Origin of the sequence: Streptomyces sp. NPDC048507 (genome assembly GCF_043199995.1) — a bacterium.
Taxonomy (GTDB): Bacteria; Actinomycetota; Actinomycetes; order Streptomycetales; family Streptomycetaceae; genus Streptomyces.
Map to the genome: position 1 here is coordinate 71,408 of NZ_JBICWZ010000005.1, position 15,456 is coordinate 86,863.

General features: G+C 72.4%; 15 protein-coding genes. 11 read left to right on the plus strand and 4 right to left on the minus strand.

What is annotated here, in order from left to right:
• Positions 1-34 precede the first annotated feature (34 nt).
• On the minus strand, positions 35-883 hold the full coding sequence (locus tag ACGFXC_RS16295; RefSeq protein ID WP_393713285.1) for a DUF4190 domain-containing protein: 849 nt from the start codon (positions 881-883) through the stop codon (positions 35-37).
• A 107-nt stretch (positions 884-990) separates the two neighbouring features.
• Between ACGFXC_RS16295 and ACGFXC_RS16300 the strand changes: the two genes are divergently transcribed.
• From ACGFXC_RS16300 to ACGFXC_RS16320, 5 genes are all read left to right on the plus strand, one after another.
• Entirely contained in the window at positions 991-2,016 is a 1,026-nt protein-coding gene (locus ACGFXC_RS16300) for an adenosine deaminase (protein ID WP_393713286.1), read from the plus strand.
• A gap of 37 nt (positions 2,017-2,053) precedes the next feature.
• A complete protein-coding gene (locus tag ACGFXC_RS16305; RefSeq protein ID WP_393713288.1) occupies positions 2,054-2,743 on the plus strand; it encodes a glycerophosphodiester phosphodiesterase in 690 nt (229 codons plus the stop codon).
• Positions 2,743-3,963: a sensor histidine kinase gene (locus tag ACGFXC_RS16310; RefSeq protein ID WP_393713781.1), complete on the plus strand. Its 1,221-nt coding sequence runs from the start codon at positions 2,743-2,745 to the stop codon at positions 3,961-3,963. Before ACGFXC_RS16305 ends, ACGFXC_RS16310 begins: the two co-directional genes overlap by 1 nt.
• Positions 3,960-4,640, plus strand: coding sequence for a response regulator (locus tag ACGFXC_RS16315; protein WP_393713289.1), 681 nt, complete (start codon positions 3,960-3,962; stop codon positions 4,638-4,640). The genes ACGFXC_RS16310 and ACGFXC_RS16315 overlap by 4 nt, the downstream gene beginning before the upstream one ends.
• Before the next feature lie 149 nt (positions 4,641-4,789).
• The gene (locus ACGFXC_RS16320; protein ID WP_393713291.1) at positions 4,790-6,022 is read left to right on the plus strand and encodes a serine hydrolase domain-containing protein; all 1,233 of its coding nucleotides are present in this window, start codon (positions 4,790-4,792) and stop codon (positions 6,020-6,022) included.
• Positions 6,023-6,028: 6 nt separating this feature from the next.
• Here ACGFXC_RS16320 and ACGFXC_RS16325 read toward each other — a convergent pair whose 3' ends face one another.
• The 3 genes from ACGFXC_RS16325 to ACGFXC_RS16335 all read right to left on the minus strand — a co-directional run bounded on the left by ACGFXC_RS16325 (position 6,029) and on the right by ACGFXC_RS16335 (position 9,191).
• Positions 6,029-6,484 (minus strand): hypothetical protein, encoded by a 456-nt coding sequence (locus tag ACGFXC_RS16325; protein ID WP_393713292.1) that lies wholly within the window; start codon positions 6,482-6,484, stop codon positions 6,029-6,031.
• Positions 6,460-7,638, minus strand: a complete 1,179-nt coding sequence (locus ACGFXC_RS16330) for a spermidine/putrescine ABC transporter substrate-binding protein (RefSeq protein WP_393713294.1) — start codon at positions 7,636-7,638, stop codon at positions 6,460-6,462. The genes ACGFXC_RS16325 and ACGFXC_RS16330 overlap by 25 nt, the downstream gene beginning before the upstream one ends.
• 113 nt (positions 7,639-7,751) lie before the next feature.
• Positions 7,752-9,191 (minus strand): gamma-aminobutyraldehyde dehydrogenase, encoded by a 1,440-nt coding sequence (locus tag ACGFXC_RS16335; protein WP_393713295.1) that lies wholly within the window; start codon positions 9,189-9,191, stop codon positions 7,752-7,754.
• 170 nt (positions 9,192-9,361) lie between these two features.
• On the opposite strand from ACGFXC_RS16335, the gene ACGFXC_RS16340 reads away from it, so the two are divergent.
• The 6 genes from ACGFXC_RS16340 to ACGFXC_RS16365 all read left to right on the plus strand — a co-directional run bounded on the left by ACGFXC_RS16340 (position 9,362) and on the right by ACGFXC_RS16365 (position 15,364).
• On the plus strand, positions 9,362-9,865 hold the full coding sequence (locus tag ACGFXC_RS16340; RefSeq protein ID WP_007266859.1) for an Lrp/AsnC family transcriptional regulator: 504 nt from the start codon (positions 9,362-9,364) through the stop codon (positions 9,863-9,865).
• On the plus strand, positions 9,850-11,229 hold the full coding sequence (locus tag ACGFXC_RS16345) for an aspartate aminotransferase family protein (RefSeq protein WP_388901872.1): 1,380 nt from the start codon (positions 9,850-9,852) through the stop codon (positions 11,227-11,229). The genes ACGFXC_RS16340 and ACGFXC_RS16345 overlap by 16 nt, the downstream gene beginning before the upstream one ends.
• Before the next feature lie 194 nt (positions 11,230-11,423).
• On the plus strand, positions 11,424-12,200 hold the full coding sequence (locus ACGFXC_RS16350; RefSeq protein ID WP_393713297.1) for an ABC transporter ATP-binding protein: 777 nt from the start codon (positions 11,424-11,426) through the stop codon (positions 12,198-12,200).
• Complete coding sequence (locus ACGFXC_RS16355; RefSeq protein ID WP_393713299.1) at positions 12,182-13,264, plus strand: hypothetical protein; 1,083 nt, start codon at positions 12,182-12,184, stop codon at positions 13,262-13,264. Before ACGFXC_RS16350 ends, ACGFXC_RS16355 begins: the two co-directional genes overlap by 19 nt.
• A gap of 23 nt (positions 13,265-13,287) precedes the next feature.
• A complete protein-coding gene (locus ACGFXC_RS16360; RefSeq protein ID WP_393713300.1) occupies positions 13,288-14,379 on the plus strand; it encodes an LOG family protein in 1,092 nt (363 codons plus the stop codon).
• A 79-nt stretch (positions 14,380-14,458) separates the two neighbouring features.
• Positions 14,459-15,364: a hypothetical protein gene (locus ACGFXC_RS16365; protein ID WP_393713301.1), complete on the plus strand. Its 906-nt coding sequence runs from the start codon at positions 14,459-14,461 to the stop codon at positions 15,362-15,364.
• The last annotated feature ends 92 nt before the right edge of the window (positions 15,365-15,456 follow it).

The following is a 15,456-nucleotide window of genomic DNA, read 5'->3' on the forward strand; positions in this document are numbered from 1 at the left end:
GGCCGGGAGCCTGCGGCCGGGCCGGGCCGCGGGATCAGGCCCGTGCGCGCTGCGGGGCGTCGACCTGCGAGATCGAGGCGGGGCCGTGGGGGGTGGTGTCGCCGGTGGAGTCGTCCAGCGCGGGCATGAAGAACATCAGCAGGGTCATGCCTATGCCCAGCAGGATGCCCACCCCGCCGAGGATGATCCCCGCGAGGGCCATCCCGCCGTTGGTGGCCTCACCGCGGCCCGCCTTGCCCCGGCCGAGCGCACCGAAGACGACCGCCGCGATGCCGAGCGGGATGCCGCCGACGACCGTGGTGCAGGCGAACACCGCGAGGATGCCGAGCACGAGCGCGGTGATGCCGAAGCCGTTGCTGGCGGGCCGGGGGTAGCCGGGATAACCGGGGTAGCCGGGATAACCGGCGTAGCCGGGGTAGCCCGGATATCCAGGGTGGCCGGGCGGGCCCGGAGCCGGCGGCGGCCCGGGGTACGCGTACGCCCCGGGGTCCGGCTGGGCCGGGTAGCCGTAGGCGGCCGACGCGGGTGGCGCGTACGGCGCCTGGGCGGGGGCCGGGGCGGGCGGCGCCTGGGCGGGCGGGACCTGCCCGGGCGGAGCCTGACCCGCGGGCGGGGTCCGGCCCGGAGCCGTCCGCGCCGGCTCGGCCCACGGCGGCAACGGCTGCGCGGGGGCGGCGCCGGCGGGCGGCGGGGCCGGTGCGGGCGGGGCGTCCGCCGGCGGCGCGGCCGGTGCGGGCGTCGGTCCGGCCGCCGCCGGCTCCGCGAGCGGCGGCCGCCCGGCTGCGGGCGCGTCGGCGGGTCCCCCGCCCGCCTTGCCCAGGTCGACGGCCGGCCGCTCGGGCGGCGCCCACGGGTCCCTCGGCTCGGGGCTCTGGTCGGTCATACGGCGCCCCCCTCTCGTACAGCCATGCTATGCGCTGCCGCCGACACTCCCCCGGCCTGCCTACGATGAAGCCGACCCGCCCGCACCGCGTCCTCCCGGAGGCCCCCATGCCCGACCTGCACCCCTTCATCGCGGGGCTGCCCAAGGCCGAACTCCACGTCCACCACGTCGGCTCGGCGTCCCCGCGCATCGTGGCCGAACTCGCCGCCCGCCACCCCGACTCGAAGGTCCCCACGGACCCCGAGGCGCTCGCGGACTACTTCACCTTCACCGACTTCGCCCACTTCATCGAGGTCTACCTCTCGGTCGTGGACCTGGTCCGCACCCCCGACGACGTGCGCACCCTCACGTACGAAGTGGCCCGCGACATGGCCCGGCAGAACATCCGTTACGCCGAACTCACCATCACCCCCTACTCCTCCACCCGCCGCGGCATCGACGAGCAGGCCTTCATGGAGGCCATCGAGGACGCCCGCAAGGCCGCCGAGGCCGAGCTCGGCGTCATCCTGCGCTGGTGCTTCGACATCCCCGGCGAGGCCGGTCTGGAGGCCGCCGCCGAGACCGCGCGGCTCGCCGTCGACCTGCGCCCCGAGGGCCTGGTCTCCTTCGGCCTGGGCGGTCCGGAGATCGGCGTGCCGCGCCCGCAGTTCAAGCCGTACTTCGACCGGGCGCGGGCCGCGGGGCTGCACAGCGTGCCGCACGCCGGCGAGACGACGGGCCCGGAGACCATCTGGGACGCCGTCCGCGAGCTCGGCGCCGAGCGCATCGGCCACGGCACCAGCGCCACCCGCGACCCCGACCTGCTCGCGTACCTCGCCGAGCACCGGATCGCGCTGGAGGTCTGCCCGACCTCCAACATCGCCACCCGCGCCGTGACGGACCTCGACCGGCACCCGGTCAAGGAGATGGTCGCCGCGGGCGTGCTCGTCACCATCAACAGTGACGACCCGCCGATGTTCGGCTCCGACCTCAACAACGAGTACGCGGTCGCCGCCCGGCTGCTCGACCTCGACGAGCGCGGTCTCGCGCAACTCGCCAAGAACGCCGTCGAGGCGTCCTTCCTCGACCCGGCCGGAAAGGCGCGGCTGAACGCGGAGATCGACGCCTACACCGCCGAATGGCTGGCCCGCTGACGCCCCGTCGCACGGCCCGACCCCCGAGAATGGGTGCATGAGCACCCTGACGGCCGTCGGCCACCGCGGCGATCCCTACCGCTTCCGTGAGAACACCCTCGCCTCCGTCCGCTCCGCCTTCGCGCGCGGGGCGGACGCGGTGGAGATCGACGTACGACTGACCCGCGACGGGGTCCCGGTCCTGCTCCACGACGAGACCCTGGAACGGCTGTGGGGGCACGACGTGCGGCTCGACGCCGTGACGGCCCCGCAACTGGTGGAACTCACCGGGGGCGGGATCCCGACCCTGCGCGAAGCCCTGATGGCCGCCGGGGCGGGCCGGGTGATGATCGACCTGCCGGGCGCCACGTTCGAGGCCGTCAAGACCGTCGTCGGCCTGGTGCGCGAGTGCGGGGCGCGCGAGCGCGCGTACTACTGCGCCGGGCCGGACACCATGCTCGCGGTGCGGGCCGCCGATCCGGGCGCGGAGATCGCGCTGACCTGGACGACGCTCTCGCCGCCGCGCCGGGTGCTGATCGACGCGGTGGCCCCGCGCTGGCTGAACTACCGCTTCGGCCTGGTCGACCGGGAGCTGACCGACGCCCTGCACCGGGACGGGCTGCTGGTGTCGGCCTGGACGGCCGACACGAAGCGGTCGATGCGCGCCCTGATCCGGGCGGGCGTGGACTCCGTGACCACGAACCGGGTGGACGCGCTGACCTCCGTACGGGCCGAGCCCGGGCGGTGATACGGGCCTGGGGGGAGCGGCTGTGGGCCGCCGATCCGCGCTGGCGGGACCTGGGGCTGGCGCTGCTGGTGCAGGCGGCGGTGACCATTCCGTTCGTGGTGCCCCGCGATCCGCGGGAATCGCCCGCGACCTGGACGGCGTACCTGCTGACCTCGCTCGGCAACGTGCCGCTGGTGTGGCGGCGGCGGGCCCCGGTCGCGGTGCTGTTCGGGGTGGTCGCGGCGGGCTCGGTGTACGGGCTGGCCTTGGACGGTCCCGGGCAGCCGCTGCCGTACGCCGGGCTGATCGCCGTCCACACGATCGCGCTGTACTCCTCGGAGCGGGTGCGGACCGTCATGGCCGTGGTGGTGACGGTGCTGGTCTTCGCCTCGGTGGCGCTGAACACGCGGACGGCCCGGGAGCTGCTGTTCGCGCTGTTCGTGTTCGCGGCGGCGTTCGCGCTGGGGCGGCTCCAGGCGACCCGGCAGGCGTACACGCAGGCCGTGGAGGACCGGGCGGCGCAGCTGGAACGGGCCAACCGCATCGAGGCCGAGCAGGCGGCGGCGCGCGAACGGGCCCGCATCGCACGGGAGATGCACGACATCCTGTCGCACGCGGTCAGCATCATGATCGTGCAGGCGGAGGCGGGCCCGGTGGCGGTCCGCAGGGCGCCCGCGCGGGCGGAGGCGGCCTTCGAGGCCATCGCCGAGACGGGCCGGGACGCGATGGCGCAGCTGCGCACCATGCTGGGGGTACTGCGCACCGACGAGCCGGCTCCGCGGGCCCCGCAGCCGGGGATCGGCGCCCTGCCGGCGCTGCTGGAGCGGGTGCGGGCCGGGGGCACGGCGGTCACCTACGCGCGTACGGGCGCGGTGCGCGAGCTTCCGGCGGCGCTGGAGGCGACGGTGCACCGGGTGGTGCAGGAGGCGCTGACCAATGTGGTCAGGCACGCGGGGGCTACGTCGGTGGACGTACGCCTGGAGTACGGGGAGCGGGACCTGACGGTGACGGTCGCCGACGACGGGCGGGGGCCGGCGGCCGGAGCGGCGGGCGGCCCGGCGCTCAGCTCTGCGGGTGGGGGGCACGGGCTCATCGGGATCCGCGAGCGGGCCGCGGCGCACGGCGGGACGGCCTCGTTCGGAGCGGGACCGGGCGGCGGGTTCACGGTCGGGGTCCGCCTGGTCCTCTCACCGCCGGAAGTCATGGAAGTGGTGCGAGCGGTGGGGGCGGTGGGGACATGACGGTCCGTGTGGTGGTGGCCGACGACCAGGAGCTGGTGCGCAGCGGCTTCGCGATGATCCTGGACGTCCAGGACGACATCGAGGTGGTGGCGGAGGTCGGCGACGGCGCGGCGGCGGTGGCGGCGGTGGACCGGCTCGCCCCGGACGTGGCCCTGCTGGACGTCCGGATGCCGGTGCTGGACGGGATCGAGGCCTGCCGGAGGATCTCGGCGGGCAGCCGGTGCCGGACGGTGATGCTGACGACCTTCGACTCGGACGAGTACGTGTACGAGGCGCTGCACGCGGGGGCGAGCGGGTTCCTGCTCAAGGACGTGCGGCGGGACGATCTGGTGCACGCGGTTCGGGTGGTGGCGGCGGGCGAGTCGCTGCTGGCCCCTTCGGTGGCGCGGCGGCTGATCGAGGAGTACACGGCGGCGACGGCGCGGCCGGCCGCCGTGCGGGGGCTGTCGGTGCGGCGTTTGGAGGTGCTGACGGCCCGTGAGCGGGAGACGCTGCTGCACCTGGGGCGGGGGTTGTCGAACGCGGAGATCGCGGTGGCGCTGACGGTGAGCGAGCACACGGTGAAGTCGCACGTGGGCAACGTGCTGGCGAAACTGGGCCTGCGGGACCGGATCCAGGCGGTGATCTGCGCGTACGAGACGGGGCTGATCGCGGCCGGTTCTCCCTCTGGGGAGTGAGTTCGGGCGTGTCCCCTCCCCCGCGCCGGTGAGTTGTCGTACCGCTGAAGACCCCTCTCGCCGGTGATCCGCGACTACGGCCCCGAACGGGAGCATGGGGTCATCGGCGGGGCAGTGGGCCCTGCGGAGCACACCAGGGGGAGCCCGTCATGAACGTTCGCAGGCGCACGCTGATCGCCACCGCGCTGGTCCTCGGGATCGCGGCCGGCCCGGTGGCCGCCGCCCAGGCGGCGCCGGTCCCGGCGACGGCTCCGGCACCCGCCGCGGCCGGGGCCGGCGGGTCCGGGTCGACCGGGTCCGAGTTCACGACCCCGCCCGATGCGGCGGCCCTGGCGCGGGCCATCGCGGGACTGGGCGCCCGCCACCCGGACGCGACGGCCGCGCTGGTGCGGGTCGGCGGAACGAGCGGCGTCTGGCGCGGGCGCTCCGGGGTCGCGGACATCCGCAGCGGGCGCGGGGCGATCGAGGACGCCCGGTTCCGCGCCGGGTCGGTGACGAAGACCTTCACGGCGGCCGTGGTGCTCCAGCTCGCCGCCGAGCGGCGGCTGGATCTGGACCGGCCGGTGCAGCAGTACCTGCCGGGGCTGCTGCCCGGGGGGCCGGGCGGCTTCGCGCCGGTCTCCGTACGCCAGTTGCTGAACTACACGAGCGGGCTGAGGTCGGCGGACGGTCCGGGCGACACCTTCGCGGACGCCTACGCCCACCGCTTCGACGTGGTGGACCCGCGGGCCCTGATCGCCAACGCCGTGGCCAAGGGGCCCGAGTTCCGGCCGGGCGAGAAGCAGCGCTACAGCAACATCCACTACACGGTGCTGGGCGTGCTGATCGAGAAGGTGACGGGCACGACGTATGAGAAGGCCGTGTCCGAGCGGATCTTCAAGCCGCTGGGGCTTCGGCACACCTCGTTCCCGTCTCCCGCCCAGAACCGGATACCGGGTCCGCAGAACCGGGGGTACCAGGCGGTGGCGAAGGCCGGTGGCGGCAGCACGCTGGTGGACGTGACGGAGTGGAACTCCACTTCCAACTGGGCGGCGGGGGACCTCATATCGACCACGGAGGATCTGGAGCGGTTCACGGTGGCGCTGTTCGGCGGCAAGGTCGTGCCGAAGGCACAGCTGGAGGAGATGTTCACCGTGCCCGACGTGAGGGACGCCGAGTCCGGTGAGCACGCGGTCGAGACGGCCGGCATGAAGGAGTTCGTGCTGGCGGACGGGACGGTGCTGTACGGCAAGACGGGAGCCCGCTTCGGCTACAACACGGTGATCGGCGGTACCCGCGACCTCTCGCGCACCCTCGTGTACTCGGTGAACTCCACGGATGCCAAGGCTGAGGAGATGAACAAGGTGGCCATGGGCATCGTGGGGGCGGCCTTCGCCCGGTAAGGGGCTTCAGTCGGCGGGCAGGGCCTCCAGTCGCTTGATCATGCGGCGCAGGGCCGGCAGGGGGATCACCCCGAAGACGCCGAACGACATGTCGATCACCGACCACCAGAAGGGGATGCCCCGCACCGCGCCGCAGATCAGGGCCAGCGGGACGATCCCGAGGCAGGCGATCATGCCCGCCTCGACGATCCAGATGTTGCGGACGGGGTCGCGGTGGACTCCGTAGAAGAAGACGGCGATCACCAGGTGGGCGAAGGCGAGCCAGTCGGTGCCGTAGAGGAGGAAGGGGTAGTCGGCGTCGGCCCGGTCGAGTCCGTCACCCACCCGGCGCAGCCAGTCGTGCTCCACCAGGGAGTTGGCCCAGCGCAGCTCGGTGACCAGGGGGAAGGCAGTGAGGCCGCTGATTCCGGAGCCGTCGAGCGCCCCGGGCGGAGCCGTCAGAGGCCGACGATGGCGTTCCACCGCTTCGCGAAGGACTGGCGCTCGGCCGAGGAGATGTCCCGGGCCACGACGAGCCGCTTGCGCATCTCGCCGTCGGGGAAGATCAGCGGGTTCGCGGCCAGCTCGGCGGTCCCCTTGTCGGAGGAGGCGGCCAGCACCTCGCGGGCGGCGGGCACCGGGCAGACGTAGTTGACCGCGGCGGCCAGCTGCGCCGCCACGGCGGGGTCGTAGTAGTAGTCGACGAGGGCCTCGGCGTTGGCCTTGTGCCGGGCGAGGTTGGGGATGAGCAGGCTCTCCGCCCAGAGCTCGGCGCCCTCCTCGGGGACCACGAACTCGATGTCGGGGTTGTCGGCCTGGAGCTGGATGACGTCGCCGGAGTAGGCCTGACAGGCCAGGACGTCGCCCTTGCTCAGATCGGAGGTGTAGTCGTTGCCGGTGAAGCGGCGGATGTGCTTCTTCTTCACCATGCTCTCGACCCGGTCGCACATCCGGTGGAAGTCCGGTTCGGTCCACCGCGTGACGTCGACGCCGTCACCTTGCATGAGGAGGGCGAAGGATTCGTCCAGGCCCGAGAAGAGCGTCACCTTGCCCGCCAGGTCCGGCTCCCAGAGGTCCTTGACGGACTTGATCTCCCGGCCCAGGGCCTTGCGGTTGTAAGCGATGCCGGTGATCCCCGACTGCCAGGGGACGGTGTGCAGCCGGCCCTCGTCGAAGGCGGGGGACCGCAGCTGGGGGTCCAGGTACCGGGCCACGTTGGCCTGGGCCGAACGGTCCATCTTCTGGGCCCACCCCAGATGGACGAAGCGGGCGGCCATCCAGTCGCTGATCACCACGAGGTCGTGGCCGGTCGACTGGTGGTTCATGAGGGCCGGGCTGACCTTGCCGAAGAACTCGTCGTTGTCGTTGATCTCCTCGGTGTACCGGACCTCGATCCCGGTCTTCTCGGTGAAGGCGTCCAGGGTCGGGCGGCTCTCCTCGTCCTCCTCGTCGGTGTCGATGTAGAGCGGCCAGTTCGAGAAGGCGAGGGCCTGGTCGCGGTCCGAGAGGTCCGGGCCCTGGCGCCGGCCCTCCGGAACGTAGGCGGCGGGCACACCACAGCCGGTGAGGGCGGCCAGCAGGCCCGCGGCACCGAGGCCGCGCAGCGCCGCGCGGCGGGAGAAGGCGAGTTCAGGCATGGGCACAGCCTCGGACAACGCGAAGGGGCGGACAATAGACAAGATGTCTACTGCCCGCCCCGTCAGCGGCCTGCGGTGATCAGTGCGTCCGCCACCGCGGCGGCATCGGCGGATCAGCCGTCGAGCGAGGTCATCACGTGCTTGATCCGGGTGTAGTCCTCGAAGCCGTAGGCGGAGAGGTCCTTGCCGTAGCCGGACTTCTTGAAGCCGCCGTGGGGCATCTCGGCGACGAGCGGGATGTGGGTGTTGATCCACACGCAGCCGAAGTCGAGGTTCTTGGACATCCGCATCGCGCGGCCGTGGTCCTTGGTCCACACGGAGGAGGCGAGGGCGAACTCGACGCCGTTCGCGTACTCCAGGGCCTGGGACTCGTCCGTGAAGGACTGGACGGTGATGACGGGGCCGAAGACCTCGTTCTGGATGATCTCGTCGTCCTGCTTGAGGCCCGAGACCACGGTCGGGGCGTAGAAGTAGCCCTTCTCGCCGACGCGGTGGCCGCCCGCCTCGACCTTGGCGTGGGCGGGCAGGCGCTCGATGAAGCCCGCGACCTGCTTGAGCTGGTTCGGGTTGTTCAGCGGGCCGTACAGCACGTCCTCGTCGTCCGGCTGACCGGTCTTGGTGTCGGCGGCGGCCTTGGCGAGCGCGGCCACGAACTCGTCGTGGATCGACTCGTGCACGAGCACGCGGGTGGCGGCCGTGCAGTCCTGGCCGGCGTTGAAGTAACCGGCGACCGCGATGTCCTCGACGGCCTTGGCCAGGTCGGCGTCCTCGAAGACCACGACCGGGGCCTTGCCGCCGAGCTCCAGGTGGACGCGCTTGACGTCCTTCGAGGCGCTCTCGGCCACCTGCATGCCCGCGCGCACCGAGCCGGTGATGGAGGCCATCGCCGGGGTGGAGTGCTCGACCATGGCCCTGCCGGTCTCGCGGTCACCGCAGACGACGTTGAAGACGCCCTTGGGCAGGACGGAGTCGATGATCTCCGCCATCAGGACGGTGGAGGCGGGGGTGGTGTCCGAGGGCTTGAGCACCACGGTGTTGCCCGCGGCGATCGCCGGGGCGAACTTCCACACGGCCATCATCATCGGGTAGTTCCACGGCGCGACCTGCGCACAGACGCCGACCGGCTCGCGGCGGACGATCGAGGTCATCCCGTCCATGTACTCGCCGGCCGAGCGGCCCTCCAGCAGGCGCGCGGCGCCGGCGAAGAAGCGGATCTGGTCCACCATGGGCGGCAGCTCCTCGCTGGCCGTCAGGCCCAGCGGCTTGCCGGTGTTCTCCGATTCGGCGGCCACCAGCTCGTCCGCGCGCGCCTCGAAGGCGTCCGCGATCTTGAGCAGGGCCTTCTGCCGCTCGGAGGGGGTGGTGTCGCGCCAGGCCGGGAAGGCGGCGGCGGCAGCGGCCATGGCGGCGTCCACATCGGCCTGGCCGGACAGCGGCGCGGTCGCGTACGCCTCGCCGGTGGCGGGGTTGACCACCTCGGTGGTCCGCCCGTCGGCGGCGTCCTTGAACTCCCCGCCGATGTAGTTGCGCAGACGACGCAGTTCGGTGGTCACTCCAGCCACTCTCCTGATCACATGTCCAACGATTGAGACGACCCTGCAAGAGTAGCCCCTTGGAAGACGCTTTCGACAGAGCTGGACACCACGAACTACGAAATCCGTGCAATCCGAGATCCTCAACAACGGATTTCATCGCTCACGGGTTGCGGAACAGACGACTCCTCGTGCACAGTGAGGTCGTGGTCAGTCGAAGCGCAGATTCCAGGAACAGACAACCGTCCCCTTCGGTCGATGCTGTGTCCCTGGCGATCATCGAGCAACTGCAGGAGGACGGTCGCCGTCCCTATGCATCGATCGGCAAGGCCGTGGGCCTCTCCGAGGCAGCCGTACGCCAGCGCGTACAGAAGCTGCTCGACCAGGGCGTCATGCAGATCGTCGCCGTCACCGACCCGCTCACCGTGGGCCTGCGACGCCAGGCGATGGTCGGCATCAACGTCGAGGGTGACCTCGACCCGGTGGCGGACGCGCTGACGGCCATGGCCGAGTGCGAGTACGTCGTGATGACCGCGGGGTCGTTCGACCTCATGGTGGAGATCGTCTGCGAGGACGACGACCACCTGCTGGAGACGATCAACAAGAAGATCCGCACGCTCCCCGGCGTGCGATCAACCGAAAGCTTCGTTTACCTGAAGCTGAAGAAGCAGACCTACATGTGGGGAACCAGATAACCGTGAGCCAGGACCTCTCCAAGACCGCGTACGACCACCTGTGGATGCACTTCACCCGCATGTCGTCCTACGAGAACTCCCCCGTCCCGACCATCGTCAAGGGCGAGGGCACCTACATCTGGGACGACAAGGGCAAGCGCTACCTGGACGGCCTCGCCGGCCTGTTCGTGGTCAACGCCGGTCACGGCCGCAAGGAACTGGCCGAGGTCGCCTACAAGCAGGCGCAGGAACTCGCGTTCTTCCCCATCTGGTCGTACGCGCACCCCAAGGCCGTGGAGCTCGCCGAGCGCCTCGCCCACTACGCCCCCGGCGACCTGAACAAGGTCTTCTTCACCACCGGTGGCGGCGAGGCCGTCGAGACCGCCTGGAAGCTCGCCAAGCAGTACTTCAAGCTCCAGGGCAAGCACACCAAGTACAAGGTCATCTCGCGTGCGGTCGCCTATCACGGCACCCCGCAGGGCGCCCTGTCCATCACCGGCCTGCCGGCCCTGAAGGCCCCCTTCGAGCCGCTGGTCCCCGGCGCGCACAAGGTGCCGAACACCAACATCTACCGCGCCCCGATCTTCGGCGACGACCCGGAGGCCTACGGCCGCTGGTGCGCCGACCAGATCGAGCAGGAGATCCTGTTCGAGGGCGCCGACACCGTCGCCGCCGTCTTCCTGGAGCCGGTGCAGAACGCTGGTGGCTGCTTCCCGCCGCCGCCCGGGTACTTCCAGCGCGTCCGCGAGATCTGCGACGAGTACGACGTGCTGCTCGTCTCCGACGAGACGATCTGCGCCTTCGGCCGTCTCGGCACGATGTTCGCCTGTGACAAGTTCGACTACGTGCCGGACATGATCACCTGCGCCAAGGGCATGACCTCGGGCTACTCCCCGATCGGCGCCTGCATCATCTCGGACCGCCTCGCGGAGCCCTTCTACAAGGGCGACAACACCTTCCTGCACGGCTACACCTTCGGCGGACACCCGGTGTCCTCCGCGGTGGCGCTGGCCAACCTCGACATCTTCGACAAGGAAGGCCTGAACCAGCACGTGCTGGACCAGGAGGGCAACTTCTTCAACACCCTGAAGAAGCTGCACGACCTTCCGATCGTCGGCGACGTCCGCGGCAACGGCTTCTTCTACGGCATCGAGCTCGTCAAGGACAAGGTCACCAAGGAGTCCTTCACGGACGAGGAGACCGAGCGCGTGCTCTACGGCTTCCTCTCCAAGGCGCTCTTCGAGAACGGCCTGTACTGCCGCGCCGACGACCGTGGCGACCCGGTCATCCAGCTGGCGCCGCCGCTGATCGCGGACCAGGGCACCTTCGACGAGATCGAGGGCATCCTGCGCTCGGTGCTCACCGAGGCCTGGACCAAGCTCTAGGCACGGCGCGGCCGGCCCCGCCGGCCTCGGCCCCACTGGTCCGAACCACACGGCCCGGATCCCCCGTTCGAGTGAGAACGCGGGGGTCCGGGCCGTGTGCTGTCACCATCCAAGACGTTCATCTCTTTACATCTCATGTGCGGCGCCAGTGACCGAAAGGGCTCCGCTTCGTTCCCCGGACGGAGGTGTACGCCATGGTGGCTCCATCGGACAATGCCCCGGACCAAGCCGAAGCCCCACCGGCCGACGACGTGCTCTGGGCACGGTCCCTGCACTACTCCCACAGCGGTTCCCCCGGCCTCATCGGGGTCACCGCCGGAGTGCGACGGGGCGAGATCCTGGCCGTGACCGGCCCGCGCGGCAGCGGAAAGACCACCCTGCTGCGCTGTCTGACCGGCCAGCTGGCCCCCGAGCAGGGCGAGGTCTGGTTCGACGGCATCCCCGTCCACACCCTGGGCACGGTGATCCGCGAACGGCTGCGCCGCGACCGGTTCGCCTGGCTCGGGCCCGAGCCGCAGCTGCTGCCCGAGCTCAAGGTGTGGGAGAACGTGGCCCTGCCGCTGCTGCTCACCGGCTCCCCCGGGCGGGCCGCCCGGCAGACCGCCTGCGCCTGGCTGGACCGGCTCGACATCGGCGGCTTCGCCCGCAAGCGCCCGGCCGCCCTGACCCGGGCCGAATGCCAGCGCGTGGCCCTGGCCCGGGCCCTGGTCAAGGAGCCCGCCGTGCTCTTCGCCGACGAGCCGACGGCCCCGCTGCACCGTGCGGAGCGCGCCCTGCTGCTGCGCACGCTGACCACGGCCGCCCGCTCGCACGAGATCACCGTGGTGCTCGCCACCCACGACGAGGAGACCGCCGCGGCGGCCGACCGAACGCTGGCCCTGCTCGACGGCCGGCCGGCCGGGACCGCGACCGCGGCCGCCGGTACCCCCCGGACCACGGAGGACCAGGCCGCGTGCTCGCTCTCCGCCTAGCCCGCGGCTCCCGCCCCGCGGTACAGCTGCGCCGACTGCTCGTCGCGGCCGCCTCGGCCGGGACCGGCTTCCTGCTGCTGTACGTCCTCACCGAGGCGATGGACCGGCCCGCTGGATCGTTGCTCCGGCTGCTGTGGGCCCTGGTGCCGCTCGCCGCCACCGTCCAGCTCGCGGTGGCCGTGGCCCGGACCGACCCGGCGACCCGGCCCCGCGAGGGGCTCGACGCCGTGGGGCTGGGACCCGTACGGCTCACCCTGGTCGGCGCCGTCTCCACCGCCGTCGCCGCCACCCTGGGCAGCCTCCTGGCCCTGGCCGCCTTCCTGCACCTGCGGGGCGACCTGGCGGGCCTGCCCTTCGACGGCGCCGGAGCCCGGCTGCTCCACGCCGACCAGCCCTTCCCGGTGGCGGCCGCCCTCACCCTGCTGGCCCTGATCCCGCTCACGGCCTCCGCCGCCACCGCCCTCGCGCTGCGCCCCCGCCCGCCGATGACCGCGCTCAGCCCGCAGGCCGGGGTGCCGTGGGGGGTGGCGCTCGCCGCCTGCGGACTCACCGTCGAGGCCTACGCCGGCCCGCGCGGGGCGGCCCTCCCGGCCGGCTGGGTCCTGATCGCGACGGGGCTGGCCCTCGCCGGACCGGGGCTGGCCTACGCCTGCGGCACCCTCGTGCAGTCCGCCCGCCCGGGCGCGCTGCGGCTGCTGGCCGGGCGGGCCCTCCAGGAGGAGGCGCCCCGGCTCGGCCGTCCCCTCGGGGTGCTCTGCGCCGTCGGGGCCGCCGCGCTCACCGCCGTGGCCCTGCGCGAGCAGGGCGGGCCGCTGACCCCCCTCGGTCCGCTCACCGCTCCGGCCGGGGCGCTGGTGGCGCTGTGCGCGGCCGCGACCCTTCTCACATCCGCCGCCGAATCCCGTCGGTCCCGCTCCGCCGCCCGGGCGGCCCTCCTCGACCTCGGAACCCCGGGAACGGTGCTGCGTACGGCCGTGACGCTGCGCGCGGGCGCCCTGATCGCCGTGTGCCTCCCGCTCAGCTGGGGTGTCGCACAGCTCACGTCCATGGCGTTGACCCGCTGAAATGAGCGCCTAGGGTGGGCCGAATGGTCAACCCAGACATCGAGATCGAGACGCTCGCGGAATTCGACCGGGTCGCCGCCCGGGGCTCGCTGAGCGGTTACCGCATCCAGTCGGTCAACCTGCTCGAGCGCACCTTCGCCCTGCTGTCCGCCGACACGTCCGACGCCGTCTTCCTCGGCTGTCCGATGGAGCCCGACGCCTCGGCGAAGGTCCGGGCGGACGGCGCGCTCGTCTTCCCCCCGGTACCGGACCTGCCGTTCGACCCGTACCGGGGCCTGCTCTACACGCCGGACGAGCTGTTCGCCGGCCTCGCCGAGGGCTACGAGGCCACCCCCGACGCGCAGGCCTACGCCTGGTTCCAGGAGACCCTGGCCGACGGCGACGTCTTCTCCTCGATGCTGCGCTCGGTCCACGACGACGCCGTCTCCGACGCCCTCGACGAGCACCTTGCGGGCACCCCCGTGGTGGGTGTGATGGGCGGCCACGCGATGGCCCGCGGCAGCGCCGCCTACCGGGGCGCCGCCGAACTCGGCCGGACCCTGTCCCGGTCGGGGCTGACGGTGGCCACCGGGGGCGGCCCCGGCGCGATGGAGGCCGCCAACCTCGGCGCCTACCTGGCGCCCGCCCCCGACGGGGCCCTCGCCGAAGCCCTGGAACTGCTGGCCAAGGCCCCCTCCTTCGCCCCGTCGGTCTCCGAGTGGGCGCGCGCCGCCTTCGCCGTACGGGAGCGCTGGCCCGCGGGCGGCGATTCGGTCGGCATCCCGACCTGGTTCTACGGGCACGAGCCGCCGAACGCCTTCGCGGGCCAGATCGCCAAGTACTTCGCGAACGCCGTCCGCGAGGACGGGCTGCTGGCCCGGTCCACGGCGGGCGTGGTGTTCCTGCCCGGTGCGGCGGGCACGGTGCAGGAGATATTCGACAACGCGACGCCCAACTACTACGCGTCGCGCGGCGAGCCGGCCCCCATGGTCCTGGTGGACCGCGTCCACTGGACCGAGCAGCTGCCCGCCTGGCCTCTTCTCCGCGCGCTCGCGCGCGGCCGCGCGATGGAGTCCCGGATCGCGCTGGTGGACTCGGTGGACGAGGTCCCGGCGGCCCTCGCCGCAATGCGCTGACCTCCGGAGGCAACTTCCGGGGCCGTTCACACGTCTGGCAGAGGTACGCAAAACCTGCCAGACGTGAACGGAGCCCTCTGTGCTCATAGGCCTGCTGACCGCTGTCGCGGCGTCCATCTGTTACGGCACGGGATCCGTCCTGCAAGCCGTGGGCTCGCGCCGTGCGGCCCGGACCTCCCCGGCCGCCGCCGGGGTGACCGCGCACGGCGGACCGAACCTGGCCTCCACCGCCAAGGCCGCGATGACGTGGGAGTTCATCGTCGGCACGATCCTCGACTTCGTCGGCTTCGGGCTCGGCGCGCTGGCCGCCCGGCTGCTGCCGCTGTTCCTGTCGCAGACGGTGATCAGCGCCAACCTGGTCATCACGGCGGTGCTGAGCGTCAAGATGCTCGGGATCCGGCTGACCCGCAAGGAGTGGACCTCCATCGGGGTGGTGTGCGCCGCGCTGGTGCTGCTGGCCACGGCCGCCGGGCACGAGGGCGGCCACCACGCGCCGATGTCCACGCACTGGTGGCTGCTGGGCGTGACCGCGCTCATCATCGTCGGCGGCACGGTCGCCGTACGGTTCCTCGGCGCCCGGGCCGCGATCCTGGCGGGCCTGCTGTCGGGCCTGGCCTTCGGCGCGCTGGGCGTCGGCGTGCGCATCCTGAACGGCGTGGAGCCCTTCTCCCTGGGCACGCTGCTCGCGGACCCGGCCCTGTACGCGATCGTGCTCGCCGGCGCCGGCGGCATGTACCTGCACACCATCGCCCTGCAGATCGGCTCCGTGAACGGCGCCACGGCGGCGCTGGTCGTCGGCGAGACCGTGCTGCCGGGCGCCATCGGCGTGCTGTGGCTCGGGGACGCCTCCCGTCCGGGTCTGGCCTGGCTGGCCGTGCTGGGCTTCGTCCTGGCGGTGGCGGGCGCGGTGGCGGTGGCCTGGTACGGGAACCACGACGGGGCCGCGGCGCCCGCGGAGGAACAGGTTCCGGCGCCGGTGTCCTGACTCCGGACCGACTACGGCAAGCGGCCGCGGTCCCGCCCCCGCCGTTCACCCCCACGGGTGTGCGGGGTGGCGGGCCCGCGGCCGCTGCCGCT